The sequence below is a fragment of the Melioribacter sp. Ez-97 genome, assembly GCF_051488665.1.
Lineage (GTDB): Bacteria > Bacteroidota > Ignavibacteria > Ignavibacteriales > Melioribacteraceae > Melioribacter.
The window spans coordinates 45,693-72,490 of record NZ_JBPSEG010000001.1; the positions used below are offsets into that span (position 1 = coordinate 45,693).

20 protein-coding genes are annotated in these 26,798 nt (G+C 43.2%); 7 read left to right on the forward strand and 13 right to left on the reverse strand.

The window, feature by feature from the left end:
- Positions 1 to 10: 10 nt before the first annotated feature.
- From ACSSWA_RS00155 to ACSSWA_RS00200, 10 genes are all read right to left on the reverse strand, one after another.
- A complete protein-coding gene (locus ACSSWA_RS00155; protein ID WP_437354581.1) occupies positions 11 to 1,057 on the reverse strand; it encodes a 6-phosphofructokinase in 1,047 nt (348 codons plus the stop codon).
- Positions 1,058 to 1,078: 21 nt separating this feature from the next.
- Positions 1,079 to 3,253, reverse strand: coding sequence for an ATP-dependent helicase (locus tag ACSSWA_RS00160; RefSeq protein ID WP_437354582.1), 2,175 nt, complete (start codon positions 3,251 to 3,253; stop codon positions 1,079 to 1,081).
- A 171-nt stretch (positions 3,254 to 3,424) separates the two neighbouring features.
- Entirely contained in the window at positions 3,425 to 4,387 is a 963-nt protein-coding gene (locus tag ACSSWA_RS00165) for an aminopeptidase (RefSeq protein WP_437354583.1), read from the reverse strand.
- A 9-nt stretch (positions 4,388 to 4,396) separates the two neighbouring features.
- Complete coding sequence (locus ACSSWA_RS00170; RefSeq protein WP_437354584.1) at positions 4,397 to 5,143, reverse strand: hypothetical protein; 747 nt, start codon at positions 5,141 to 5,143, stop codon at positions 4,397 to 4,399.
- 55 nt (positions 5,144 to 5,198) lie between these two features.
- Positions 5,199 to 6,533 (reverse strand): MFS transporter, encoded by a 1,335-nt coding sequence (locus ACSSWA_RS00175; RefSeq protein ID WP_437354585.1) that lies wholly within the window; start codon positions 6,531 to 6,533, stop codon positions 5,199 to 5,201.
- A gap of 78 nt (positions 6,534 to 6,611) precedes the next feature.
- Positions 6,612 to 8,072, reverse strand: a complete 1,461-nt coding sequence (locus tag ACSSWA_RS00180; protein ID WP_437354586.1) for an aminoacyl-histidine dipeptidase — start codon at positions 8,070 to 8,072, stop codon at positions 6,612 to 6,614.
- Positions 8,069 to 8,443 carry a PqqD family protein gene (locus tag ACSSWA_RS00185; RefSeq protein ID WP_437354587.1) on the reverse strand — a complete coding sequence of 125 codons (375 nt, stop codon included), beginning with the start codon at positions 8,441 to 8,443 and terminating at the stop codon, positions 8,069 to 8,071. The genes ACSSWA_RS00180 and ACSSWA_RS00185 overlap by 4 nt, the downstream gene beginning before the upstream one ends.
- A 71-nt stretch (positions 8,444 to 8,514) precedes the next feature.
- Positions 8,515 to 10,464, reverse strand: a complete 1,950-nt coding sequence (locus ACSSWA_RS00190; RefSeq protein WP_437354588.1) for an OPT family oligopeptide transporter — start codon at positions 10,462 to 10,464, stop codon at positions 8,515 to 8,517.
- An 86-nt stretch (positions 10,465 to 10,550) separates the two neighbouring features.
- Complete coding sequence (locus ACSSWA_RS00195; RefSeq protein WP_437354589.1) at positions 10,551 to 11,324, reverse strand: TIGR02757 family protein; 774 nt, start codon at positions 11,322 to 11,324, stop codon at positions 10,551 to 10,553.
- Positions 11,325 to 11,340: 16 nt separating this feature from the next.
- Entirely contained in the window at positions 11,341 to 12,060 is a 720-nt protein-coding gene (locus ACSSWA_RS00200; RefSeq protein WP_437354590.1) for a pyridoxine 5'-phosphate synthase, read from the reverse strand.
- Between the two features lie 144 nt (positions 12,061 to 12,204).
- Between ACSSWA_RS00200 and ACSSWA_RS00205 the strand changes: the two genes are divergently transcribed.
- The 7 genes from ACSSWA_RS00205 (at position 12,205) to citF (ending at position 22,073) form a co-directional block, all read left to right on the forward strand.
- The gene (locus tag ACSSWA_RS00205; protein ID WP_437354591.1) at positions 12,205 to 13,383 is read left to right on the forward strand and encodes an isocitrate/isopropylmalate dehydrogenase family protein; all 1,179 of its coding nucleotides are present in this window, start codon (positions 12,205 to 12,207) and stop codon (positions 13,381 to 13,383) included.
- 50 nt (positions 13,384 to 13,433) lie between these two features.
- Complete coding sequence (locus ACSSWA_RS00210; protein WP_437354592.1) at positions 13,434 to 15,065, forward strand: carbon starvation CstA family protein; 1,632 nt, start codon at positions 13,434 to 13,436, stop codon at positions 15,063 to 15,065.
- A 5-nt stretch (positions 15,066 to 15,070) separates the two neighbouring features.
- On the forward strand, positions 15,071 to 15,607 hold the full coding sequence (locus ACSSWA_RS00215; RefSeq protein WP_437354593.1) for an HD domain-containing protein: 537 nt from the start codon (positions 15,071 to 15,073) through the stop codon (positions 15,605 to 15,607).
- A gap of 58 nt (positions 15,608 to 15,665) precedes the next feature.
- Positions 15,666 to 17,648 carry a homoaconitase gene (lysF, locus tag ACSSWA_RS00220; RefSeq protein WP_437354594.1) on the forward strand — a complete coding sequence of 661 codons (1,983 nt, stop codon included), beginning with the start codon at positions 15,666 to 15,668 and terminating at the stop codon, positions 17,646 to 17,648.
- 225 nt (positions 17,649 to 17,873) lie between these two features.
- Positions 17,874 to 19,307 (forward strand): MmgE/PrpD family protein, encoded by a 1,434-nt coding sequence (locus ACSSWA_RS00225; protein WP_437354595.1) that lies wholly within the window; start codon positions 17,874 to 17,876, stop codon positions 19,305 to 19,307.
- Between the two features lie 4 nt (positions 19,308 to 19,311).
- Positions 19,312 to 20,511 carry an aldolase/citrate lyase family protein gene (locus tag ACSSWA_RS00230; RefSeq protein ID WP_437354596.1) on the forward strand — a complete coding sequence of 400 codons (1,200 nt, stop codon included), beginning with the start codon at positions 19,312 to 19,314 and terminating at the stop codon, positions 20,509 to 20,511.
- 8 nt (positions 20,512 to 20,519) lie between these two features.
- Positions 20,520 to 22,073 (forward strand): citrate lyase subunit alpha, encoded by a 1,554-nt coding sequence (citF, locus tag ACSSWA_RS00235; RefSeq protein WP_437354597.1) that lies wholly within the window; start codon positions 20,520 to 20,522, stop codon positions 22,071 to 22,073.
- 2 nt (positions 22,074 to 22,075) lie between these two features.
- On the opposite strand, the gene ACSSWA_RS00240 is transcribed toward citF, so the two are convergent.
- From ACSSWA_RS00240 to ACSSWA_RS00250, 3 genes are read right to left on the reverse strand one after another with little or no spacing between them, the layout of a single operon-like run.
- Positions 22,076 to 23,536 carry a two-component regulator propeller domain-containing protein gene (locus ACSSWA_RS00240; RefSeq protein ID WP_437354598.1) on the reverse strand — a complete coding sequence of 487 codons (1,461 nt, stop codon included), beginning with the start codon at positions 23,534 to 23,536 and terminating at the stop codon, positions 22,076 to 22,078.
- Positions 23,533 to 24,504 (reverse strand): DUF4249 family protein, encoded by a 972-nt coding sequence (locus tag ACSSWA_RS00245; RefSeq protein WP_437354599.1) that lies wholly within the window; start codon positions 24,502 to 24,504, stop codon positions 23,533 to 23,535. The genes ACSSWA_RS00240 and ACSSWA_RS00245 overlap by 4 nt, the downstream gene beginning before the upstream one ends.
- Positions 24,501 to 26,726 (reverse strand): TonB-dependent receptor, encoded by a 2,226-nt coding sequence (locus tag ACSSWA_RS00250; RefSeq protein WP_437354600.1) that lies wholly within the window; start codon positions 26,724 to 26,726, stop codon positions 24,501 to 24,503. Before ACSSWA_RS00250 ends, ACSSWA_RS00245 begins: the two co-directional genes overlap by 4 nt.
- Positions 26,727 to 26,798 lie beyond the last annotated feature (72 nt).

Below are 26,798 nucleotides of genomic sequence, written 5' to 3' on the forward strand. Positions count from 1 at the left end.
CAGCCTTTTTTTAACCGAAGAAAGTTTCGGCAACTTTATATAATTCGAGGTCGACTGTTTTGAGTTCGCCTACGGCTTCTTCCAGTTTAACGGCAACTATATCTTTTCCTTTCAAAGCCGCCATATAACCGAATTCGCCTTTGTGCACCAGATCTGCTGCAAATACGCCGAGACGCGTTCCGAGTACGCGATCGAAAGCAGTCGGGCTTCCGCCTCTCTGGATATATCCCAATACCGTTGCTCTTGTTTCGAATCCTGTTCTCTTTTCGATTTCTTCTGCAATAACGTTTCCGATACCGCCGAGTTTTACGTGCCCGAATGCATCGACTTCCATACTGCTGAGAACGAACGAACCGTCTTTATCGACATTATTTTCGGTTTTCAATTTGGCGCCTTCGGATACAACGACTATACTGAAATTCTTTCCTCTGGCGTGTCTTTTCGTAATTACGTCGCATACTTCGTCGAGATCAAACGGTTTTTCGGGAATCAGGATAACGTCGGCTCCGCCAGCGATACCGGCGTGAACCGCAATCCATCCCGCATGGCGTCCCATTACTTCGACTACCATTACTCTGTTATGAGCTTCGGCAGTGGTATGAAGTCTGTCGATAGCTTCCGTTGCAATATTTACTGCGGTATCGAAACCGAAAGTATAATCGGTTGCGTTCAAATCGTTGTCGATGGTTTTGGGAACACCGACAACTTTAACTCCGCCTTTGTAAAGTTTCGACGCGACGCCTAAAGTATCTTCGCCTCCGATTGCAACGAGGCAATCGATTCCGGCGTCTTTCATATTTTGCTTAACTTTTTCTTCGCCGTTTTCAACTTTATAAACGTTTGTGCGGGAAGTGCCTAAAATCGTACCGCCGCGAGGAAGAATACCTGAAATGGCGTCGAGATCGAGCGTCATAAAATTATTTTCGAGTATGCCGCGCCATCCTTCGCGGATACCGATTACTTCGTGACCATTTTGCAGAGATTTTCTTACTACCGCTCTGATTACGGCATTGAGACCGGGGCAGTCGCCGCCCCCTGTTAAAATACCTATCTTCATTTACTTCTCCGTTTATTTTTTTTAGATGAGCTTCAAATTCGCAAATTTAGTCAACAGATTTTTCGTGCCGTGATTTTCAAATGCAATAGTCACCTTTTGAGTGTCTCCAGAGCCGGTAATGGTAAGTATTTTGCCGACGCCGAAGATGGCGTGCGAAACTTTACTGCCGACTCTCAGCGAACGACGTTCCTGGTCGAAATCGTCGTAGCTTTCCTGATAATATTCATCAATATTTTCTTTTTTCTTTCTGCCGGCTCTTCTGCTGCCGGGACCGTTAACTTCGACATAGGTAGCTTCGTCGAGTTCTTCGATAAAACGCGATCGGCTCTGATATGCCACCTCGCCGAAACGGTATCTCGATCTGGCATACGTAAGAAAGACTTTCTGTTGCGCCCTTGTGAGGGCAACGTAAAAGAGTCTTCTTTCTTCTTCGATTTTCGAATCCGAATCGAAACGGGGACTCAGCGGGAAAATATCCTCTTCAAGTCCCGTAATAAATACCACAGGAAATTCCAATCCTTTTGCCGAATGGACTGTCATAAGAGTAACGGCATTGGCTTTTTCGTCGTACTGGTCGATACCGGCAACCAGCGAAACCTCAGCCAGAAATTCGTCCAACGTGCCTTTCGGATTTTCCTGATTGTATTCCTGAATGGCTCTCAGCAGTTCCTGAATGTTGTCGTATCTTGCCATCGATTCGGGTGTGTTTTCTTCTTTGTACATTTTCAGGATGCCGAGCTCGTCCACGAGAGCTGAAGTCAATTCGCTTATCGAAAGCTTATCTTTTAATTCGATATACTTATCGAGCATCAGCTTGAATTGCTTGACGTTCTTCTGAATTCTCTCCTTAACTTCAATAACTTCGAAAACTCGCGCCATTGTCGTAAAGAGAGAAATATTCAGACGCCGCGCGAATGCTATCATTTTAGATATCGAAGTATTTCCTATTCCCCTCTGCGGGAAATTCATTATGCGAAGCAGGCTTTCTTCGTCGTCCTGATTCGAAAGAACTCTCAGATAAGCAAGTACGTCTTTGACTTCCTTACGCCTGTAAAATTCCACGCCGCCGATTATCTTATACGGAATTTTCTCGCGGCGGAGCGCGTCTTCCAGCGCTCTCGACTGAGAATTCAAGCGATATAGAATCGCAATGTCGTTTAGCGAAAGCTTACGATTCGTAACTTCCTTTTTTATGCGTTTGGCAATCTGAAGGGCTTCGTCTTTTTCGTCCGAAGCGCGAATGATTGTCAATTGCTCGCCGTTGTTATTTTCAGTCCATAAAGTTTTGGCAATCTGCTCCGTGTTATTTTTTATCACAGAATCTGCAGCAGCAAGAATCATCTTCGTCGATCTGTAATTTTGCTCCAGACGGAATATTTGTGCGTTTTTGAAATCCTTTTTGAAATTGAGCATATTTTTAATTTCCGCTCCGCGCCAGCTGTAAATGCTCTGAGCGTCGTCGCCTACAACGCAAATTTTGTTCCGGGCAGGACTCAAAATTTTGATCAGTTCGTACTGAGCTTTGTTCGTATCCTGATATTCATCCACAAGAATATACTTGAACATTTTTTTGTACTTGCTCAACACCTTGGGATTATTTGTAAAGAGTTCAATCGGTTTCAAAAGGAGGTCGTCAAAATCCATCGCATTATTCAGGAATAAACGGTTTTGATATTCTTTATAGACTTCGAGGAATTTCCTGTCGGCTGTAGAAGACGACATCTCTTTTTCGTAATCTTCCGGCAGAATCATCTGATTTTTCAGATAACTGATTTTGTGCTGAACGCCGTTTGGGGTAAGATTTTCGAGATTGATATTGAGGTCCTGCATTACGTTGGAAACCAGAGATACGGAATCCTCGCGGTCGTAAATCGAAAAGTTGGGACGGTAGTTGATATGTTTCGATTCCGCTCTCAAAATACGCGCAAAAATAGAGTGAAACGTGCCCATCCAGAGCTTTTCGGCTTTTTTGCCGATCATTGCTTTAATGCGCTCTTTCATTTCTCTGGCGGCTTTATTTGTAAAAGTAAGCGCCAGAATCGATTCGGGGTCCATCCCTTTTTCGATTAAATAGGCAATTTTATAGGTCAAAACCCGGGTTTTGCCCGAGCCTGCGCCCGCCACAACCATGTGCGGACCCGAATTGTACTCGACAGTTTTACGCTGTTCTTCATTTAAATCATTTAGAAATTTCATAGGAATTGTGTGTTTTTTAAGTTGCAAATTTACGAAATTAGGAGCGGTTAATCAATTTTCGGAGGGCTTTATAAAGTAAAAATTTAAAAAAGCATTGCGCTACATTTTGCCGACAAATTAGGCTGACGCCGTAACTGCTTTTAATATATTAAGTTATATTGAGGTTTCTTCTTAAATAATTAATTTGCCGTCCTTCATAATAATCTTATCGTCGAGCCATACGGTCGGCTTCTTTATCAATCCGTCGAGGTGAATCGGAACGTTTACATTGCCGCCCATTGTTTTATTGTCGCCCAGCGCAATATGAACCGTGCCTTTAACTTTTTCGTCTTCGAGCAAATTTCCGCTCAATTTCACTTTATCGTTGGTTCCTATTCCGAATTCGGCAATGTTTCTGGCTAATTTTCCGTATTTATTGAGTATTTTTTCGAGCTTTTTAGCCTGCGAACCGCCGCTTATTTTTGTTGCAAAGCCGTCTTTTACTTCGATTTTAATCGGTTTATTTTTAACGACGCCAATTCCCGACATAGAACCGTCAACCACAAATACTCCGTTGGACGTACCTTCCAGAGGCGCTATAAAAGCTTCGCCTGTTGGCAGATTGCCGCCCTCGCCTTTTTTATGAAACAAACCTTTACTGGCGATTGCTTTCCGTCCTTTGATTTCGAAAGAAATGTCGGTGCCGTTTGGAGCAGTAACCCGAACTTTCTTGGCTTTGTCGAGCTTTTTGGCAAGTTTAATGGTAAGTTCTGCAATTTTTTTGTAGTCGGCGTTCAAACCTCGTATCATTACGTCTTCGGTAATGCCGGGGAAAGTCGCAATTCGGACACCTTTTGCGGATGCGGCTCTTCTGGCGTTTGTATGAGTCAATGATTTGTCCGTCGGGCATAGTACTACGTCGAACATTTTCATCAATTCCGCGACTTGATCGGGTGGTTCCTCTCCGTGCATTTCGCCCGATTTCATTTCCAGATAAATCGAGCTGTGCCCCAATCTCAAAGCATTTTGATAAAGAGCATATCCGATTTTTTTCTTCTTTTCATCGGTTATAATCAAAACCGATTCTTTCGGTTTGGCGCCCATGCAATCGCGGACGGCTATAACTGCGGCTTTGTCGAGTTTTGTCATTTTCATAATGTTTCCTTAAAGCGGGAATCCTACATTGATTTGAAGAGTTGCGGAAAATGTTTTTTTATTAATTATTTCATTAGTCGAGTTTGTTACGGGAATCGATAATTTATTGTCCCCGTCGTATAATTGTTCCAATTCCAAAAAATTGTAACCGGCTGTGGCTTCGAGACTTATATAATCGGGAATAAGGTGGATTATCAATCCCGAGCCTAGGAAGTAACCGATTTTGGTTTCGTCCGAAGTAAATTTATAGAGGTCAACGGTTGCGCTGTTTTGTTCAATGAGGTTAATCTTAAACTCGGGGGAATAAAAATTTAAATGCCCTTCAACCAATTTCAAGTCGAGGAATGAAAAAACCGGAATTCCGATGTCCATTCCGACTCCCCAATTATTCATCGACAATTCGTAACGCTCGGAATTCAAAACGCTAATTTTGTATTCGTGCGTTTCTTTAAGAAATTGATAATATCCTTTGGCGCTGATAAAAATGCTGGAAAATTTTGCTCTGAAAATGTTAGCGCCGATTCTGTATCCCGTCGATCTCTTAAAATCGATATTCGGAACAAGCCCTTCGGCGGGATCGGCTGTTATTTTGTATGTGTTCACAAATTCGTTTATAGCCGGAGCTTCGTAATAATGGTGCGTAAAACCGGCGTAGAAACCGCTCAAACCAAGGCAGCCGAACCCGAATGTTTGAGCATTAACTCCGTTTACGGAAAAAGCTAGTAAAACGATTGCGATTAATGACTTTATTTTCATATATCCGAAAACTTTTTCAAATACAATTTACTAAAAAAGAATACAAATAAAACATTTATTCGGGCTTGGCGTCGAGCTGCCGCTGACTTTTTTTCAGCATGTAAGCAAACACGAGTCCGAAAAATCCGAGCGTCGAGAAAATCCACATTCCGGTATTATAGCCCGCGGGATTAGAAGCGCTCGCACCCGAAATGTCGTTTGCGTAACCGATAATAATATTAAAAGCGAACAAACCGATATTCTGAATCATGGTCATTAAGCCGTATGCAGTACCGAGTTTAGAGTTATCGACAATCAAAGCAACCGACGGCCACATTACAGCCGGCACAAGCGAAAATGCAATTCCCATCATCGACATCGGAAGTATCAGATAGATCGGAATCGCAGCGTCAATATCGAAGAATGAAATCGTCAAACGAATAAAATCGCCGTCAGTCATTACGTCGGGCTTGCCCGCTTTATAAGCCATCATTAAATAAACCGGAATAATAAGCAGAGAGCCGAACATCATCAGCCAAGAGCGTTTCCCGATTTTATCGGCAAGCAATCCGAAGAGAGGGGTAAAAATCATTGCCGCAAGAGTCAATATACTCGAAAGGTTGCCGCCCACTTCCCTCGTTGTGCCGTGCGCATCCTGGAAAAATTTGATTGCAAAAGTCTGAAACGGAAACATTGCCGAATAAAACGTCACGCAAAGCGCGGTAATATACCAGAAGGCTTTCGGAAACGTGAAAACTTCTTTCAATACGACTTTTTCCTGTTGTCCTTCGGCGGGAAGGTCGAATTTCCTCGAACCGATTACGTCGAGAAGATAGTAAAGCCCTATAGTAACAACCGCAAAGACTCCCGCAGCGACAGTAATCAGCAGCGGCGACTGCCAATACTCGTAAAAACTTTTTCCCCAGGTGGGCGAATTAAGAGCAAGAAAAGAGCCGAGCCGCGCAACAGTCAGATTCAATCCGAAAGCCAGCGACAATTCCTTGCCTTTAAACCAACGTGCAATTATTGTAGTTATGGCGACAATCATCGATTCGGCTCCGAGTCCGAATATTAACCTGCCGAGCGCCATAATATAGAGATTGCCGGTCAAAGCAGTTACTATCGAACCGATCATAACAAGCGACGTAAAAATAAGCACCGATATTCTCGTGCCGATTTTATCTATAATAATTCCGCCGATGAGCACCATTATAATGTTGGGAAAACTATAGATCCCTTGCAGAAGTCCGATATCGGAGTCGGTAAACTTTAGCTGCTTTACCAGTAAATCAGCCAGAGGACTTATGCTGTCGTAGATATAGTAATTGCCGAACATCGCCAGACTGATTAAAAGCAAGATAGTCCATCTGAACAGAAACGTCGGTTGAGGCTTTTTAATCGTATTGTTCATATACAAAAACCCGATTATTCGAAAATATAACGCATGGGAAGCCCGGTGAATATCAGGCTTCCCATACGAGTAAAACAATTATTTTGAAGGTATGGCTTTAAGAGTATTAACCAGAATATCCCAGAACTTTTGCACCGTACTGATTTGGACTTTTTCGTCGGGCGAGTGAGCTCCCTGTATTGTGGGTCCCAACGATATCATGTCGATATGCGGAAATTTTTCTTTGATAATGCCGCATTCCAGTCCCGCGTGAATAGCTTTAATTTCCGGCTCGGCTCCATACATATGTTTGTATACGCCTTTCATAATTTTCAAAATCGGAGAATTGATATCGGGTTTCCATCCGGGATAACCTTCGCCGAAATTAACTTTTGCTTTTGCCAATTTGAATACGGCGGCAATTGCGTCCGAAATTTCGTACTTTTCGGATTCCACAGAGCTTCTTTGACTTGTGATTACTTCGACGCTGTTTTGTTTTGTTACAACAACTGCAAGGTTGGAAGAGGTTTCGACCAATCCTTCGATGTCTGCGCTCATTTTAATTACGCCGTTTTGAATTCCAAAGAGAGACGCTATAATTTTATCGGACGCGGCTTTGTCGATTACTTTTGCGCGCGACTGCACTTTTTTGGCAATCACCTGCAAAGAAGGTTCTACCGTTGCCAGTTCCGCCTGAACCGCGGATTCGAATTTCGAAACAGTATCGAGAACATCGAGATAATTTTTCTTTGGAATTCTTATCAGCGCGAAAGCTTCTCTTGGAATTGCATTGTGTTTGCTTCCGCCGTTGATCTTCGACAATGTAATGCCGAATTTTTCATTCAGATTATAGAGCAAACGGGCCATCAATTTAATTGCATTTCCCCTGCCGCTTGCAATATCGAGTCCCGAATGTCCGCCTTTTAATCCTGTAATCGAAACTTCGAGCGGTACTGTATTTTCTTTATACGGGGTTGTTTTCGTTTTGAATTCTGCAAATGTATTTTGTCCGCCCGCGCAGCCGATATAAAAAGCGCCGTCTTCTTCCGAATCGAGATTAATCATAATATCGGCTTTCAAAAATCCGGATTCAAGAGCCTGAGCGCCGTTTAATCCGGTTTCCTCGTCGAGTGTAAAAAGAGCTTCGATCGGACCGTGTTCCAGGTCTTTCGATTCAAGAATAGCCAGAGCCGCAGCTACGCCGATGCCGTTATCGGAACCAAGAGTAGTGCCTTTGGCTTTTACCCAGTCGCCGTCTACGTATGCCTGAATAGGGTCTTTGTCGAAGTTGTGTTTAACGTCGTTGTTTTTTTCCGGCACCATATCGAGGTGTCCCTGAAATGCGACCGTCATTAAATTTTCTTTGCCGGGAGTGGCGGGTTTCCTAACTACAATATTTCCGAATTTGTCGACGCTGTAGTCGAGCGAATTTTTCCTGGCAAAATCTATTATATATTCGGCAACAAGCTTTTCGTTTCTCGACGGATGCGGTCTCTTGCAAATTTCTTCGAAATGTTTCCATAACAATTCGGGTTTAAGATTACCGAGTGTGTTGCTCATAATTTTTCTCCTTCTATTTCCTTAAAAGAAATAATTTTTTCCATATACAACCGCGTCAGAAACCGGGTCAAACGTTCTTCAACGGGCTCGATTTTTTCGCCGAATTTATTTCTGAGTCGATTGCACAATTCGCCTACGCTGGTATTGCCGTCAATTTCGAGCCACGAAGCCGAACCGAGTTCGTCGAGCTTCAGTTTTATATATTTTGATTTCATTCTCGGCGCTATAAATTTAACGGCAAACGCGCTTGTAAATTTGGGAATCAGTAAAGTAACCAGATTACCCTCCTGTTCGTGTTCGACTTTTCTGACCGGCGTCAGATCGAGATAATTTTTGTCTTTTAATATTTTTCTTCTTCTGAAAAAATCCATAACATTCCGCAGAATATAAAAGAAAGCTGCCCCTTTCGGAAAGGAGCAGCTCTTATTGTTTTATAATATCATTAAACCGGAACCGAAGGAGACGCCGGATCTTCCGGCTTACCTGCATTTTTAATCGGAATTCTTACGAGCAGATACGCGATAAACAACAGTACCGCCAAACTGATAATGAACGTAGGTTCTTTGAAGATTTCGAGGAGCGGCACTTCCCAGAATGCGAAGCCCGCAAAGAGCAGTCCGATTAGCGCTTCGCCCGCAATTAAACCGGCGGCAAGCAGAATTCCGACATTTTCGACTCTCGATTTCTGAGCGTCGTTGAAATTATGCTTGGCGGAAATTCTTTCGACGATTCCTTTTATAAGACCGCCCACAAAAATTGCGAATGTGGTTCCCAACGGAAGGTACATACCGACGCTGACAAGCATGGGACTTTTAACGTTCATCATAATAAAACCGACGCCCATGAGCATTCCGGTAAAAATCAAAATCCATTCCATTTGACCGGCAACGATACCTTTCGACAGAATAGCCATCAAACTTGCCTGCGGTGCCGGGAGCGCGTCGCCGCCGAATCCCATTCCGCCCGATTTGATATCGCCTTCATGCAGAATGAAAAGAGGGATAAACATAACAGCCGAAGCAATTACAACACCGATAATGTCGCCGAGCTGCATTTTCCAGGGAGTACCTCCGAGTATATGACCGGCTTTAAGGTCTTGAAGCATTTCCCCAGCCACTGCTGCCGATACGCATACTACCGCTGCGACTCCAAGTACTGCAGCGACGCCCTGAGTTCCTTTCATTCCCAATGCAACCATTAATACAGCCGCTACTACCAGAGTCGATAATGTCAATCCGCTGATCGGATTGTTGCTCGATCCGATTATTCCGACAAGATAACCCGATACGGCTGCAAAAAAGAATCCTGCAATTATCATTACTACGGTAGCCACAAATGCGGCGAAAATATCCTGTGCAAAGAAGTTATAGATAAAGAAAGTAGCGACTGCGGTTAAGCCGATACCGCCGAGTATAGTAGTAAAGCTAAGGTCTTTTTCGGTACGGATTTCAGTCACTTCACCGGTAGCCGCTTTTTTAACGTCGCTAACCGACCTGCCGATACCGGTAATAAGACTGTTTCTCATTTTCCATAATGTATATGCTGCGCCCACGAGCATACCTCCAATTGCGATTGGACGCACGTAATCTTTCCAAACCTGCACGAGCATATCAGTCGTATCCATCGAAGTATCGCCTGCGGCAGTATACTTGAAATATGCAATAATCGGGGCGAGCAATCCCCATGCGATTACTCCGCCGCTGAAGTTCAATGCGGCAAGACGGGGACCGATAATATATCCGACGCCCATATAAGCTGGGCTGACTTCGGGCGAACGGAACAGAATGCTTCCTTTGCCGAAGTGTAAAACTTTGTCGTACGAAAAAGCGAACAATTTAAATTTTCCGAGCATCTGAATAACAGCTCCTATGCCCATAGCGCTGAATAAATATTTCGAGCCTGCGGTGCCGTTACGACCGGCTTTATGAATTTCCGCAGCTGCGACCGATTCGGGGAAAGGAAGTTCAACATCTTCCACCATAACCCGTCGCAAAAGAGCTACAAACATTATACCGAGTATACCGCCGGCAACCATTATTGCCGTTGAAATCGCATAATGACCCGGAGTAAAAAAAGGATCCCAAATTCCGGCAATAAAAAACGCCGGTAAAGTGAATATTGCGCCTGCCGCTATCGATTCTCCGATTGAACCGACAGTACGGGCAAAATTCTCTTCGAGTATGGTGCCTTTCATTAATTTCAATAACGCCATTCCTATTACCGCCGCCGGATAGGTGGCAGCAATTGTCATACCGGCTTTAAGACCCAAATACGCATTGGCGGCTCCGAGCACAACTGCCATTAGCAATCCGATAATCAGAGCACGCGCGGTAAATTCCGCCATATTTGTTTCCGGCGAGACGAATGGGACAAATCGTTTTTGTTCCGACATGCCGTTCTCCTGTTTATGGTATTAATAATTTGATAATCGTTCGACTAATATAACATTGATATGATAGACGAGCAAACATTTTATACTCATATCTTCTTCTTATTCATTCCTATATGACAAATTGCAAAGTCGTATTTTACGGGATCGTACGGATTGAATTTTTTCAGATTCCCGGTTATTTCTTCCGCCATTTTCCAATTGATTATCTTCCTGCGAGTAAGTCCGAGACTTTTGCTTATTCTTGCCACGTGAGTATCGACGGGAATTACGAGTTTATCCGTCCCGATCTCATGCCACAGCCCGAAATCGATATTGTCTTTTCTGACCATCCATCTTAAAAACAAATTCATTCTCTTGCATGCGCTGCTTTTCATCGGGTCGGGCAACATGAATTTAATCCCCGCAGTTACTTCCCCTTTTTTGCTCATTATATCGATAATATTATTTACAAAAAAAGAAATGGACGATTTCAAATTCTCTTCTTTTTCGAAGTGATAAAGCAAAAACAAATATTTCAAAGAGTCGTATTGTACGTAAATCCTGTTGAGCGCGTAAAAAAGAAGTTTAATATCGTGCGGAGTGTAAAAACGATATTTCAATTTATCGAATACTTTTGAGTTCAACGAAAAATCAAGCGTAAACTCATACGGTCTGTTTTGCATAATAGAATGGATTTCGTCGAGCGTTTTAAGTATTTGCGAAATATTTCCGTAAGCAAACAAAGACGAAACGAAAGCGGATATTTCGATGTCGCGGTAATCGGCGTACCTGTGAGGAAACAGAACCGGATCGGGAACAATTGTCTTGCCGTTGAATTGTCTGTAATGGTAGTCTAATTTTTTCTTGAGATTATCAGTCAATATTTTTCCGGTCGATTTATTGAGCGTTTCGGATTATGTCGATCATTTCTTTGACGGCTTTTTCAACGCCGACAAATACCGAGCGCGCTATTACTGCATGTCCTATGCTCACTTCGTCGATATCTTTGATTGCGACAAATTCTTTCATATTGACGTAATTCAGACCGTGCCCGGCATTAACGCCCAATCCCAATTTCTTAGCGTGTTTTGCCGCAAGTCGAATCTTATCGAGTTCGTCGAATCTTTCCTCTTCAGTGGGAGAATTGGCGTATTTGCCGGTATGAATTTCGATATAATCCGCATTTATTTCCGCAGCTGCGTTAATCTGGTCGACGTCGGGTTCAACAAAAAGCGAAACGTCGATGCCCGATTCATGCAGCCGTTTTATAGCGTCGCTCAACAGTCCGATATTGTCGATAACGTTAATTCCGCCTTCGGTCGTAAGTTCCTGTCTTTTTTCCGGAACGATAGTGGCAAGTTCCGGTTTAACGTCGCAGGCAATCTCTATTATTTCGTCTACAGCCGCCATTTCGAGGTCGAGTTTTGTCGTAATTAGTTCTCTCAACAGTCTTACGTCGCGCTCGTTTATGTGACGCCTGTCTTCCCTCAAATGGACTACGATACCGTCGACTCCGTAAAGTTCAGCCATAAGCGCAAAAGCCACCGGGTCTGGTTGAAATTCCGCTCTTGCATTTCGGAGCGTTGCAATATGATCTATATTAACGCTAAACTTCATATCATGTCCCTTTTTTTGTCTTGTCAAAATTAAAAAAAACTATTTAAAGATAAAGCGGAATCATCTTAAATAGACATAAGAGTTGCCTCTAAATGTTATGTTGTCTATGTTGAAATATAAAATTTCATTATACTGGGAGAAATCATGAGAACAATCGTAGCTCTGCCGGGGGACGGTATTGGAAAAGTAGTTTTGCCCGAAGCAATAAGATTGTTAAATGCGGCGGGATTTGCAGCCGAATATGTTTGGGGAGACATCGGATGGGAATTCTGGCGTAACGAAGGAAATCCTTTGCCACAAAGGACAATCGAGTTGATCGAAAAACACAAGATTGCACTGTTCGGAGCCATTACGAGCAAACCGAAAGATAAAGCGGCGGAAGAACTGAAACCCGAATTGCGCGACAAAGGTTTTGTTTACTTTTCCCCTATCGTAGCTCTCCGACAACATTTCAATCTCGACATTTGCATTCGTCCTTGTATCTCTTTCAAAGGCAATCCTCTGAACTTTATCCGGAAAAAAACAGACGGTTCGTACGAAGAGCCTTACGTGAATGCCGTAATATTCAGACAGAACACCGAAGGTCTTTATGCGGGAGTAGAATGGACAAATCCGCCCGAAGTAGTAAGGAAAGCATTGGAGACGCACCCGAAGATGAAAGCTTTTGCGAACGTTCCTAGCGAAGAGATGGCAATTTCCACAAGAATTGTAACCAAAAAAGCGAGCGAAAGAATTATAAGAGCCGCTTTCGAATATGCCCGTAAATATAATTACAAGAGCGTTACTTTATGCGAAAAGCCGAACGTGCTTCGCGAAACTTCCGGCATGATGCTTAAAATCGCTCGCGAAATTTCGAAAGAATATCCGGATATTCAATTATGGGATACGAATATCGACGCTCAAATGATGTGGCTTACAAAAAATCCGGAAGATTACGGAGTGATTGTGGCTGAAAATATGTTCGGAGACATTATAAGCGACGGTTTTGCCGGACTTATCGGCGGACTCGGTTTTGCCTGCAGCGCCAATATAGGCGAAAAAGTTGCCGTCTTCGAACCGACTCACGGCTCGGCTCCCAAATACGAAAAGCTGAAGCCTTCGATCGTAAATCCGATTGCAATGTTTATGAGCGCCGTAATGATGCTCGAACACATCGGCGAAAACGAGATTGCCGGCAGAATTAAAAACGCAATTGCAAAAGTAATCGAAGAAGGCAAAGTGAGAACTTACGATATGCTCAAGCTCAAAGGCGGTCCCGACGTAATCAAACAAGGAGCCGCAACCACGCAACAAATGACAGACGCGGTAATTTCGAAACTATAATAATTTTTGTAAATTAGGACATCAACTGCCATTTAAATTTCAGGTGCGTTATGAGCGGCGTCATTTTAATAGTTTTTGCAATAATCATGTTCGTTTCGGCATACCGTATCTACGGGAATTTTATTTCAAATAAATTTTCAATTGACGGGAAGCATACCACTCCTTCGCATGAAATGTACGACGGAGTCGACTATGTTCCGGCAAAACCGCCTGTTCTATTGGGACACCATTTTGCTTCGATTGCAGGAGCCGGTCCGATTGTAGGTCCTATAATCGCCGCAAGCTTCGGTTGGGCGCCCGTTTATGCGTGGATTCTGATAGGCTCTACTTTCATCGGCGGCGTCCACGATTACACGGCTTTGATCGCTTCGATACGCCACAAAGGAAAAACAATCGGACAGGTAATTGAAAATTATATCGGTCTGAGCGGCAAGAAGCTGTTTCTTATTTTTACATGGGCTACGCTTATTCTTGTAATAGCCGTCTTTACAATCATCGTATCGAATACATTTAACAGCATTCCTTCCGCCGGTACCGCGTCTATTTTATTTATCGTAATTGCAATTGCTTTCGGACTAACGTCGTACCGTAAAAAAATGCCGCTTCTTTTATCGTCTGTTGCAGGGATTGTTTTACTGGCTCTGGCGATTTATACCGGCAATCAGTTCCCGCTGCTATTGAGCAAACAAACCTGGATAATAATTTTACTTGTTTACATCTTTTTCGCGTCGGTAACTCCGGTCTGGATTTTACTGCAGCCGCGCGATTATTTGAATTCGTTTTTGCTTTATGCCTTGATGCTCGGAGGAATTGTTGGTTTGTTTTTTACAATGCCCGAAGTTCATCTTGAGCCGGTTACTAATTTCAAAATAGATAAAATCGGATATCTTTTCCCCGCTCTCTTCGTAACGGTAGCTTGCGGCGCAATAAGCGGCTTTCATTCGATTGTAAGCAGCGGCACGACGGCAAAACAACTCGACAAAGAGACCGACGCAAAACTTATCGGTTACGGCGGTATGCTCATCGAAGGCGTTCTGGCAGTGCTTGCATTATTATCCGTCGCTTCGTTGGATCAAGCCCGCTTTATACAGTTATTGAACGAGAAAGGCGCGGTTACGGCTTTTTCGACAGGCATTGCCAATTTCATCAACAACATACCTCTGCTCGGTATCGACAAAGCGCACGCATCGAGCTTTGCAGCGCTTGCCGTAGCAGCTTTTGCTCTTACTTCCCTCGACACGGCGACAAGATTAGCTCGTTATACGTTCCAGGAATTTTTTGAAACCCGCCGGCAGACAGAGAAGAACGGAATTACGTCGAACAGATACTTTGCTACTTTCGTTACCGTAATTGCAGGCGGTCTTCTTACGATGAGCGGTCAGAGTATGACTATCTGGCCCGTATTCGGCAGCGCAAATCAACTGCTTGCAGCAATCGCGCTTCTGGCTATAACCGTCTGGGTAATTAATCTCAAAATAAATTATTATTTCACTCTCATCCCGATGTTATTCATGTTTTCTGTAACGTTATCTGCCCTTGCCATGCTCTTTTACAATAACCTGCTTGTTAACAATTATTTGCTTTCAATCGTGTCGATATTTCTATTTGCTCTCGCAGTAATGCTTGCATGGCAGGCGTTTACCGTACTCAGGACCAATACCGAACCTTCAACATCAAAATAAACGATATGAAAAAAGACGAAATAATTCTTTTGTGGCCGGAAGTAAACTTAATTAAAGACCTTTCGCTCAAAGAGAAAGTGATCGAATGCTGGAAATATGCGTTGGAAAATTCCGAATTAACCGCGCAGGATTTACACGAAATTCCGTTTTCGCTTTTGATTAAGGACTGCAATATTTCATTCATCAATCACAAAAGAACGTGCGTGCAGCTTGCCGTCGATATTGCCGGGAGGATGAAAGAAAATTTCGGCGACGCGATTAATATCGACATGGACATTTTGATAGCCGGAGCAATTTTAATCGACGTCGGGAAATTATTCGAATACACCAAAAAGGACGGAAAACTCGGAACGAGCAAAGCCGGCAGTCTTTTGAGGCATCCTTTCAGCGGCGTTGCGATTGCCGACAGATTCGGGCTGCCTCCGGAAGTCCTGCACATTATAGCTTATCATTCCAAAGAAGGCGACCTGGGAAAAAGATCCGTCGAAGCGATAATTGTGCATCATGCCGACTTCGTATCTTTCGAGCCTTTTAAGAATTGAAGAATCATTAATTGCCAAGAATAGATATATTTGTAAAACAAAATTTTCCGGAGCAAGAATGCCCCAGACATTGGTCGAAAAAATCGCGCAGAAACATGCGGTAGGATTGAAACCGAATCAGAAAATTCACGCCGGCGACTACATTACAATTCGTCCCGCATACGTAATGACTCACGATAATACCGGGGCGGTTATTCCGAAATTCAAATCCATCGGAGCCGCCAAATTAGCCGATCCCCGCCAGGTTGTAATAACGCTCGACCACGATATTCAAAACAAAGACGAAAAGAATCTCAATAAATACAAGCGCATTGAAGAATTCGCAAGGGAAATGGGAGCGGATTTCTATCCCGCAGGCAGAGGCATCGGACACCAGATAATGGTCGAAGAAGGATACGCATTCCCCGGCTCTATGGTTGTGGCATCCGACAGCCATTCTAACATGTACGGCGGTATAGGATGCCTCGGAACGCCGATAGTAAGAACCGACGCCGCATCCATTTGGGCAACCGGAAAGACATGGTGGCAGGTTCCTCCAACCGTCAAAGTTGTTCTGAACGGAAAATTATCCGACGGCGTTACCGGCAAAGACGTTATTATCGCTCTGTGCGGTTATTTTAACAACGACGAAGTTTTGAATTGCGCCGTTGAATTTTCGGGCGACGGAATTAGTTGCTTGTCGGTCGACCAGAGACTTTCGATCGCTAATATGACGACCGAATGGGGAGCCGTTGCGGGAATCTTCCCTGTCGACAATATTACTTTAGAATGGCTCGAAAAAAGAATCGATTACATCGAAAAGAGAGGTCCCGAAGGCGTGCCTTCCGACGCCGACGGTAACGGTAAAAATCCGAGATTGAACAGAGAAAGACTTAACGAGCTCAAAAAAAATGCGGACAATCTAAAACCGGATGACGGCGCATTTTACGCCAAAGAACTTACAATAGATTTATCGACAATCGAACCGGTTGTCGCCGGACCGAACAGCGTAAAGAAATTCTCGCCCGTTTCCGAACTGATAAAAAACAAAGTGAAAATCGATAAAGCATATCTCGTTTCTTGCGTCAATTCGAGACTTGAAGATATTGAACAGGCGGCAAAAATTGTAAAAGGAAAAAAGATAGCTCCGCATGTCAAATTTTATATTGCAGCGGCTTCCAGCGAAGTTCAAAAAGAGAGCGAGGCCCGGGGCTACTGGCAGGATTTAATAAACGCCGGCGCCGTTGCGCTTCCTCCGGGATGCGGTCCCTGTATCGGTCTGGGCGCGGGATTGTTAGAAGACGGAGAAGTAGGAATATCGGCGACAAACAGAAATTTCAAAGGCAGAATGGGTTCGCCGAAAGCTTTTGCGTATCTGGCATCGCCCGCAGTTGTAGCCCATTCCGCCGTCGCAGGTTATATAAATTACGATGTCGCTCAATCCGAAAATTCGATTGCCGGCTCCATAAAAATTAATTCAAAGCCCGAATCGCAAACACAACAAGTCGATATTATTGAAGGCTTTCCCACAGAAATAAAAGGCGAAATTATCTTCTGCCCTCAGGATAACTTAAACACGGACGGCATTTATCCCGGCAAATACACTTATAACGACGATATGACTCCCGGCGATCAGGCAAATGTAGTTATGGAAAATTACGACCCGGAATTCAGAAAAATTGCGCAGGAAGGAGACCTTCTAGTCGGCGGTTTCAATTTCGGGACGGGCAGCTCGCGAGAACAGGCAGCCACAGCCCTCAAATACAAAGGCATACAACTCGTAATTGCGGGCTCTTTCAGCGAAACGTATAAACGCAACGCCATTAACAACGGCTTCCTGGCAATCGAATGCCCCAAGCTTGTTATTGACCTGAAAAAAATGTTTGAGGACAATAACAAAAACACAATCAAAACCGGAATTGCAGCGACGGTGGATTTTGTAAATTCCAAATTAATTGCGGACGATAAAATCTATAATATTTCTCCTGTCGGCGTTCCAGCTCAGGAATTGATTGTATCGGGAGGACTCGAAAACTGGATAAAAAAAAATCTGGAAAATTAATTTTACCGAATTGTCATTTAACGCTTTTCTTTTAGGAAGAAAAGTGATAATTTTATGGCAACTAAAGGCATAAGTAATTGTGCGCAAAGTGAATAAAATAACTTCCAAAAATTATTATCCTTATCTCAACTTCCCGAAATTATACGAAACCAACTGGCAGAATAAATAGACCTTCTTCGCCTTTAACCACTCTCTCATTAAAAAAAACAGTATAAGGAATTCGTCATGGAAAAATCCGTTTCACGAATTATTTCCGAATTCGCCGTAAATTTAAAATACGAAGAAATACCGGGGGAAGTTATTCACGAAGCCAAACGTTTTTTGTACGATTCGATCGGATGCGCATACGGAGCTTACGAAACCAAAGACGTAAATATCATCAGAAATTATTTCCGGAATATAGGCGGAAGGCAGGAATCGACAGTTTTAGCGTTCGGGGACAAATTCCCTTCCGCCCATGCGGCATTTGTAAATTCTCAGATGATACGTTCTCTCGATTTTAACGACATCTACTGGAAACAGGATCCGTCGCATCCCTCGGATTTAATTCCCGCCGCTTTAGCGATAGGCGAGTATTCCAATGCAAGCATGAAAGACGTTTTGACCGCAATTGTATTGGGCTACGAATTCGAGCAACGCTTATGCGAAATTGCCGTACCGGGCATACGCGAGCGTAAATGGCATCATGCATCCATAACGCAATTTGTAGCGCCGGTAGTAGCGGGCAAACTGCTCAATCTAAACGCAGAGCAAATGGTAAACGCCGTAGGTATTAACGGCTCTCATAATTTTACTTCCGGAGCTCCCGCCTCCGGTCAACTTTCGATGATGAAAAACACGGTCGATCCGATGGCTGTCTACAACGGCGTAATTTCGTCCTTCCTGGCAAAAGAAGGCTTTACGGGTCCCGAATTTATTTTTGAAGGCAAAGAAGGTTTCTTCGATTGTTTATGGGGATGGGATTATAAAACGAAACAAAACAAACCGGTCAAAGCGCCGGGTATGGATATCTACGGCGAGTGGGGGTGGGATCTCTATAAACTATTCGACGGTCTCGGCAATAAATATAAAATTCTCGAATGCAGTATGAAAGCTTTTCCTACCGAAGCGCTAACTCACACTCACATTTCCGCCGTTCTTTCTCTCGTAAATAAGAACGACATCAAACCGGAGCAAATAGATAAAATCATAATAACAACGATAGCAAGAGTATGCGACATCCTGTTCGATCCGCAAAAGTATAAGCCAAAATCGAGAGAAACGGCAGACCATTCACTGCCCTATTGCATTGCCGCGGCTGTAGTCGACAGGAAGATTACAACCGATTCATTCTCGGAAGAAAAACTCAAAGACCCGCGTATCTGGTCGGTCATCGATAAGATTGAAGGCGTAGCCTCTTATGATTTCGAAAAATTGTTTCCCGAAAAACAACCGTCGAAAGTCGAAATTATTACAACCGACGGAAAAGAATATTCGGAATATCTCGAGTATCCGAAAGGTCATCCAAACAACCCGATGACCGACGAGGAATTGGAATCAAAATTCAACAGTCTTTCTTCGAAACTTTTGGACTCACGTAAACAAAAAGAAATTAAAGAACTCGTTAATAACTGTGAAAATATGAAAGCAGGCGAATTCATGAATAAATTAATTGTGTAATAATATGAAAACGGAAATTCTTAACGATACGGGGTCGGCAGGCGTTAAATCCGATAATACGCGTTCGGACTGCCGCGTTACAATAAAAAAATTAAAACGCTCTAAAAGCCTGACAATTAAACTGAAGAGCAAAGTCGACAAATTGTACGGCGGCGAAATAGAACGCCTGATACGCAGGATATCGTCGTTCTACGAACTGACAGGAGCCGAAATTGAAATCGAAGACTACGGAGCTCTGCCTTATACGATTGCGGCGCGGTTCGAAACGGCATATAAAAGAATTTTCAGGAATGAAACAAAAGAATTTCTCCCGCCGATAAAGAAAGAATTAATAACGCCGACATCAAAAGACAGAATAAGAAGAAGCCGGCTTTATTTGCCCGGAAACGAACCGAAGTTTCATATAAACGCGGGGCTTCATAAACCAGACGGAGTTATACTCGATCTTGAAGACAGCGTTCACCCTTCCGAAAAAGACTCGGCGCGTATTTTGGTCCGGAATGCGTTACGAGCCGTCAATTTTTACGGCGCCGAAAAAATGGTTCGAATTAATCAACTTCCTCTCGGGCTTGAGGATTTGAGAGCAATCGTTCCTCATTACGTTCATGTAATTCTTATTCCAAAATGCGAGTCAAAAGAAACAGTCATTAAAGTCGAAGAAGAAATTAACGCCGTCAAAAAAGAAAAAAATATTCGTTATAAAATTTATTTAATGCCGATTATCGAAAGCGCATTGGGAGTTGTGAATGCATTCGAAATTGCATCGGCTTCGGAAAATATTTGCGCGCTGACAATCGGACTTGAAGATTATACGGCGGATATCGGCGTTCAAAGAACCGAAGCGGGTCTCGAAAGTTTTTACGCCCGCTCGGTCGTCGTCAATGCCGCAAAAGCCGCCGGAGTCCAAGCCATCGATTCGGTTTATTCGGACGTCGGGAATACGGAAGGACTCTATAAAAGCTGTCTCGAATCGAAAGCTCTCGGTTTTGAAGGGAAAGGATGCATACATCCCAGACAAATAAAAATAGTACATACAGCTTTTGCGCCTTCTCCTTCGGAAATCGAAAAAGCAAGAGTGATTGTGGAAGCTTTCAACGAAACCCGCAGAAAAAATCTGGGCGTTATATCGATCGGGAGCAAAATGATCGATCCACCGGTTGTTAAACGCGCATTGAAAATTCTTGAATCGGTAAAACAAAAATGACGAGCAACATGAAAATGATAAAAAACAAAGCCGGCAGATTAGTTCCGTTATACGTAAACGGAATCAAACAAACTCCTTTCAAAGGAGTCGACAAATACAAACCGAAAAGCAAAAAAGCCGCTCCCCGGATATCTACTTGCGTTGATTTTCCTAAAGACGGAAATAAAGTCGTAAAAAACTTGAAAAAAGCTCTCGAGCTTTCGGGCATAAAAGACGGTATGACAATTTCGACGCACCATCACCTTCGCAACGGAGATTTGGTAACCAACTATTTATTCGACGTAATCCATTCGATGGGAATTAAAAATATAAGGTGGTTTCCGAGCGCGTCATTCCCCTGTCACGAACATTTAATCAAATATCTCGAAGACGGCACGATTCATCATATAGAAGGCTCGTTGAACGGACCGTTGGGCAAATACGCAAGTACGGGAAAGATGAAAGGAACGGGAGTATTGCGTTCGCACGGCGGCAGATATCAGGCGATACAGGACGGCGAAGTTCATATCGACATTGCGGTTATTGCGGCTCCCGCATCGGATATGTTCGGAAACGCCAACGGTCTTTACGGAAAATCGGCATGCGGTGGATTGGGTTTTGCTCTTGCAGATTCCATTTATGCCGACAAGGTTATTATCGTCACCGATAATTTAGTCGACTTCCCGTGCGTTCCAGGGCAGATTTCCGGCAACAATGTCGATTACGTGGTAGTCGTCGATTCGATCGGCGACCCTGCAAAAATTGTAAGCGGAACTACCGAGATAACAAAGAGTCCGGACAGACTTTTAATTGCCGAATACGTAGCGGAGTTTATGGACGCAGCAGGAATTTTAAAAGACGGGTTTTCGTTCCAGGCAGGAGCCGGCGGCACGAGTCTGGCATTCATCCCTTTTATTAAAGAAAAAATGAAACAAAAAAATATAAAAGCCCGTTTTGTAAGAGGAGGCTCCACAAAATATCTGGTCGAAATGCTCGAAGAAGGTTTAACCGATTATATCCTCGACGGACAAACGTTCGATCTTGAAGGCGTCAGGTCAATGAGAGAAAATCCGAAGCACATAATGACTTCCCCTTTTACAAGTTATAATTTTCACGGCAAGGGAAATTTTGCTTCGATGGTAGACGCGGTTGTATTGGGAGCCACGGAAGTTGACCTGAATTTTAACGCCAACGTTGTGACGCACTCGGACGGGATGTTATTGCACGGAATCGGCGGATGGCAAAATTGTCTTTATGCGGGCTGCACTATTTTAGCCATACCCTCATTCAGGGACAGAATCCCAGTGATTGTGGACGAGGTAACTACGCTCTGCGGACCCGGTGAATTAATTGACGCAGTGATTACGGAACGCGGCATTGCAGTCAATCCGGCAAGAAAAGATTTGATTAAAAAAGTAAAGAAAAGCTCTCTTCCGCTGCGGTCGATTGCCGATATTCAAAAAGAGGTTTATGAAATATGCGGCAGACCGGCAAAACCGAAAATCGACAGAAGAAAAGTAGTCTCGGTAGTCAAATGGGTCGACGGAACTTTACTCGATTCGGTTTATAAGGTAAGCGAATAATATTAATAGTTTCCCTTTTTAACTTTTGCCGCGCCGCCTCCGAATGTGGCTATCCACAAGTTTCCGTCCGGCGCAATTTTTATGTCGACTACCTGGCTTGCCAGCAATTTGGAATTTGACGTGTTAAAGAAGAATCCGTCCGAAGGGTCGTATCTGAATTTAGTCAATCCGCCTTTTGTGCCGATCCATTTGTTTCCTTCTTCGTCAACATAAATCGATTCGACAAAATTAGACGGCACGCCGACGAGTTCCAACTGTTCCCATACGCCGTCTTTGAATCTAGTAAATCCGCCCAACTCGCCTTTTTCGCTGTTATAAATATGAGCCGCATAAACATAGCCTTCTTTGTCGCAGGCAATGTCTTTGATTGAATTTCCGAGATTAGCGCCCAGATTCATATTCGACATATCATAAATTTCCCATTGATTTCCGTCGTACATATTAATTCCTGCGCTGTTAGTCGCAACCCACACATTATTAAAATTGTCGATTGCAATTCCCGTTACAAAATCGCTCGACATTCCGGAAGTCCTGTCGAAAACTTTCCAACTTTTTCCGTCGTATCTGACCAATCCTTTTTGAGTGCCGATCCACATTACGTCTTCTTTATCGAAAACAACGCTTGTAACGTACGGGTCGGGCAGATTCGGAGTAAAATCTGTCCAAGCCGCGCCGTCGTATTTTTGAAGACTTCCGCTCGTGGCAACGTACAATTCATTGTTGTGAATATAAAGGGAATTAATGAAGTTATATTTGAGCTGCGAATTTGTCGATTGAATTATATCAAATTTATTTCCGCGGATTCTTACAATACCGCGGTCTCTTGTTCCAATCCAAACGCTGGCGCCGTCGACTGCAAGAGCCGAAAGATGATTGCTGCTCAATTGCGAATTATTAATATTATAATTGACCCATTTGCTTGTATCGTCCAGAATAAAATTCAAGTATTTTATTTTACTGTAAGTTACCTGAACAATTGCGCTGTCGGAGCGGTGAAGCGGCAATTCGCACTTTACTTTATATTCGCCCACCAATAAATTTGTAAGATATTTCGGAGTAACGTAGCCCGTATTTTCGTCATTCAGGTAAACGGACGCTCCTACCGGTTTACTGTTTACATAAATAATACCGAAGTTTGCCGGATTTTTATAAAAGTCCACAAAGAGGGATTTATATTCGGCGCCGCTAATTTCTTCGGTTATGGTAGTGTCTTTGAACAAATTCTTTTTCAATGTAACGTAGTGGACGCCTTCGGATAATCCTTTGATAGTATCCGGAGTAACGAATCCGGAATTTTTACCGTCTATATAAATAAGCGCGGAATCCGGGTTGCTGTCGACGAAGATTTTACCGTTATATAAAATTTCCGGCTCCGCCGAACCAGTATAAACTTCCCTGTCGCACGAATTAAAAATGTAAAGCGCCAGTATTCCGACCGATAATATTTTCAGAAAACTTTTCATTCTTTCAATCCCGGTATGTAACCAAACGACCTGATGTAATCGTGAGTAAACCGCAGCACATAATAATTCCGATTGTAAGCCCCGAAAACTCCGAATCCACCTTTTATATTCGAATAATCCATTTCGTCGAGTTTAACCGAAAATCTGTTGTTCGCATTCGCCGTCGTATTGTAATAGACGCTTAAATTTTCGTCGAGTGAAATTACTTCGAGAATGCAGCTCAGAATTTCAAATTTGCTTTTGTCCGGTTCGCCTTCGGAAATTAGTTCCATTGCTTTATCGATTACAGACATATCATAACTGTAGCGGCTTTGCGTTATCGGTTTGGGATAGTTCGGCACGTGCTTGCCTTCGTATTCCACATAATTTTGCGGCACTTCATAAATATATCTTTTTCTCGATCCGCCTTCGTGTTTAAAATAATAGATTCCCATTCTTAATACGAAGACCGGTCTTGTTTGAGCGCTGTTCCAGACAACCTGAATATAATCTCCTTTTTGAGGCGGTATGAGAGTGTCCGACAAAGCTTCGCTGAATTTAATCGGTTGAGGAACCGTCGTGGTTGAAGACAATACCTTTCCGTTCGGTAAGACGGCTTCGATTTCGAGAGGAAGCCCCGGTTCCGGTCTGAAATCTTTTGCATAATAAATTCTGTACGGGGATTTATATTTGTCGTCGGGCGAACGTTCGACTGTTGTATCTTTTAGTATGACGACGTTGTCGTTACCGCTCCATAATCTGACCAATGCATTTTGAACGGATTTATCGTCGGTATTGCCGTACGGATCGAAATTCCCGGACAGATAACTCTTCGACAACAAAGCCGTCTGATAATTCGTATCGGCTCTCACAATACAATTAAGGACATATTTTTCTTCGAATTCCCCGTAAGGATCGAACGACTCGTCGCATGAAATAATCGTCAGCGCCAATAAAATAAAAGCAGAATAAAATAATTTCTTTTTCATAATTCCACCTTAACCGAGAATGTGGGGAGGAACGGCAGCATATTGACTCTTTCGCCCGTGTCTTTTTTGAAATAAAAGATATTGGCTCTGTCGTAGAGATTAACGATATTAAAATCGAGATATACATTCATAAACGGGAAAACGAATTTCTTCGAAATATTCAGGTCGAGCCGATGATAGTCGGGCAATCTGCCGAGGTTCTGAATGCCGACGAGCGTATAAGGTCTGCGCGGATCCCGGAAATTCCACGAATCGAAGAAATTGTCGAGATACAGTTTATCGTAATAACCCAGGATTTCCGTAAAAGGCAGTCCCGACGAATAGACCCAGATAATACTCGAATGCCAATTCCCGCCTAAATTAAAATCCAGCATAAGATTAAAATTGTGCCGGGTATCGTAACGCGGATAGTATCTCTTTCCGTCGATAACTTTGTACGCGTACGCATGCGTGTATGACGTTTTAATGTCGACAAAAGACGCGCTGATCGAAGCGTTGACTTCCAGACCGTAGGATTCGCCCTCGCCGGCTTTTAAATCGCGGTCGGTAGCGTAAATTTTGTCTTTATTCAAAACCGGCAGATTATCGACCGTTTTATAGTACGATTCGACCCCGAACTTCCAAAAATTTCCCGTTCCGATTTCGACTCCGAAAATTGCATGCATTGCTTTCGCGGGCGGAAGATATTCGGGAGTAATAATCCACGGTTCGAATATGTTGATAATTTCGTCTTCGTCCGAAACCGTTGTCAAAGATTGTTGATAGAGTCCCCATGCTCCTTTGAAAGTCAAAAAATTCCAGAATGTATAGGATGCGTTTAATCTCGGTTCAATGAACATTTTCTCTTTATTTTGCGAGACCGAAGCGAGATTAAAACGAAGTCCGGCGTCCACGGCAAAGTTGTCGAATCTCAAAAGTTTATATTTTGTGTAAAGCGAAATGTCGGCGCCGTCCGCCCTGATATCGGTATCCTCGTCAACGATATTTTCGATAAATAATTCCGTATTAATCTGATTGATATGAAAACCGACGCCCAGTTCGTCTTTCGAATTGAATATGTAAGTCAAATCCATCTTCATCGATATATCGTTTATCTCATTGCTCGATTTTGCAAGCGAGCTTAATTGAGGCAGCACTTCGCCTTTGAAATTGCTGATCGACAAACCGAGTTCGAGAAAGAGCGGGCTGTCGCCCACGAAGAACCATCTGAACCCGAACAAATTGTTTTTCCAGCCGAAATCTTCAATCGTCGGGTCGGGATTATCGATTTTGTCGTTGCTGAAAAATCCGTTCACGATAAATTTGCTCCCCGGTATGAAATCCTGATTGGAATAATTCATTTTGAAAGAGAGGTCGTAGAAATCAGCCGGAATATTTTGATTGTCGAGGAATTTTTTAAGGATTTCAGTCGAATAACTTTTTCTGCCGCTCAGATAAAAAGAGCCGTGAGGCAAAGGACCTTCGAGCAATAATTTAGCCGACAAGTAGCTCGCGCTGGCTTTAGCTCCGAATCTGTTTTTATTACCGTCGTTTGTTTTTATATCGATAACCGAAGAGAGACGTCCGCCGTAGTTTGCCGCGAATCCGCCTTTATAAAATTCGATGTTATTTATTACGTCGGGGTCAATCACGCTGAAAAGACCGAGCGCATGGAAAGGGTTATATAACGTAACTCCGTCGAGCAGTATAAGATTCTGATTGCTTGCCCCGCCCCTGACGTAAAATCTTGCCGATACGTCGCCGGTCGACTGAACGCCGGAAAGATATTTAAGCGATCTGAATAAATCGGATTCCACGCCTTTCGGAAGATATTCCAGTTCCCTGCTCAAAATCCTGCGGATGCTTATATCCGTTCTGCTTTCCTCGACTAACTTTTCAACTTTCTCGATTGTTTGGAGTTCGATGTCGGAAGGGACGAGCCGAATATCATAATGCGTTATTTTATTCGGAAAAACTTTTATTTTAATTTCCTTCGTATTATAGCCGATATAAGAAATAATCAAAGTAAAATTCCGATTGGCGGGTATGGAAGGAATAAGGAAATATCCTCTCGAATCCGTGGCGGTTCCGACTCCCAATTCTTTCACGTATACGTTGCAATAAGCCAACGCTTCCGAACTTGTTGAATCTACAATCAGCCCTCTCAAAGTACCGGAATTTTGGGCTTCGAGATTAAAATTAAAAAATACTAACAGGATAAAAAGATAAATTATATTTTTCATTAAAATCATTTAAATAAATCATATGCAATATATAATTTTTATATATCAATAATACATTGCACCCAATTTAAA

What these genes read in the sequence shown, in the direction of transcription:
- ACSSWA_RS00155 (WP_437354581.1), bottom strand. Translation starts at nt 1,057, where the DNA reads ATGAAGATAGGTATTTTAACAGGGGGCGGCGACTGCCCCGGTCTCAAT.
- ACSSWA_RS00160 (WP_437354582.1), bottom strand. Translation starts at nt 3,253, where the DNA reads ATGAAATTTCTAAATGATTTAAATGAAGAACAGCGTAAAACTGTCGAG.
- ACSSWA_RS00165 (WP_437354583.1), bottom strand. Translation starts at nt 4,387, where the DNA reads ATGAAAATGACAAAACTCGACAAAGCCGCAGTTATAGCCGTCCGCGAT.
- ACSSWA_RS00170 (WP_437354584.1), bottom strand. Translation starts at nt 5,143, where the DNA reads ATGAAAATAAAGTCATTAATCGCAATCGTTTTACTAGCTTTTTCCGTA.
- ACSSWA_RS00175 (WP_437354585.1), bottom strand. Translation starts at nt 6,533, where the DNA reads ATGAACAATACGATTAAAAAGCCTCAACCGACGTTTCTGTTCAGATGG.
- ACSSWA_RS00180 (WP_437354586.1), bottom strand. Translation starts at nt 8,072, where the DNA reads ATGAGCAACACACTCGGTAATCTTAAACCCGAATTGTTATGGAAACAT.
- ACSSWA_RS00185 (WP_437354587.1), bottom strand. Translation starts at nt 8,443, where the DNA reads ATGGATTTTTTCAGAAGAAGAAAAATATTAAAAGACAAAAATTATCTC.
- ACSSWA_RS00190 (WP_437354588.1), bottom strand. Translation starts at nt 10,464, where the DNA reads ATGTCGGAACAAAAACGATTTGTCCCATTCGTCTCGCCGGAAACAAAT.
- ACSSWA_RS00200 (WP_437354590.1), bottom strand. Translation starts at nt 12,060, where the DNA reads ATGAAGTTTAGCGTTAATATAGATCATATTGCAACGCTCCGAAATGCA.
- ACSSWA_RS00205 (WP_437354591.1), top strand. Translation starts at nt 12,205, where the DNA reads ATGAGAACAATCGTAGCTCTGCCGGGGGACGGTATTGGAAAAGTAGTT.
- ACSSWA_RS00210 (WP_437354592.1), top strand. Translation starts at nt 13,434, where the DNA reads ATGAGCGGCGTCATTTTAATAGTTTTTGCAATAATCATGTTCGTTTCG.
- ACSSWA_RS00215 (WP_437354593.1), top strand. Translation starts at nt 15,071, where the DNA reads ATGAAAAAAGACGAAATAATTCTTTTGTGGCCGGAAGTAAACTTAATT.
- lysF (WP_437354594.1), top strand. Translation starts at nt 15,666, where the DNA reads ATGCCCCAGACATTGGTCGAAAAAATCGCGCAGAAACATGCGGTAGGA.
- ACSSWA_RS00225 (WP_437354595.1), top strand. Translation starts at nt 17,874, where the DNA reads ATGGAAAAATCCGTTTCACGAATTATTTCCGAATTCGCCGTAAATTTA.
- ACSSWA_RS00230 (WP_437354596.1), top strand. Translation starts at nt 19,312, where the DNA reads ATGAAAACGGAAATTCTTAACGATACGGGGTCGGCAGGCGTTAAATCC.
- citF (WP_437354597.1), top strand. Translation starts at nt 20,520, where the DNA reads ATGAAAATGATAAAAAACAAAGCCGGCAGATTAGTTCCGTTATACGTA.
- ACSSWA_RS00240 (WP_437354598.1), bottom strand. Translation starts at nt 23,536, where the DNA reads ATGAAAAGTTTTCTGAAAATATTATCGGTCGGAATACTGGCGCTTTAC.
- ACSSWA_RS00245 (WP_437354599.1), bottom strand. Translation starts at nt 24,504, where the DNA reads ATGAAAAAGAAATTATTTTATTCTGCTTTTATTTTATTGGCGCTGACG.
- ACSSWA_RS00250 (WP_437354600.1), bottom strand. Translation starts at nt 26,726, where the DNA reads ATGAAAAATATAATTTATCTTTTTATCCTGTTAGTATTTTTTAATTTT.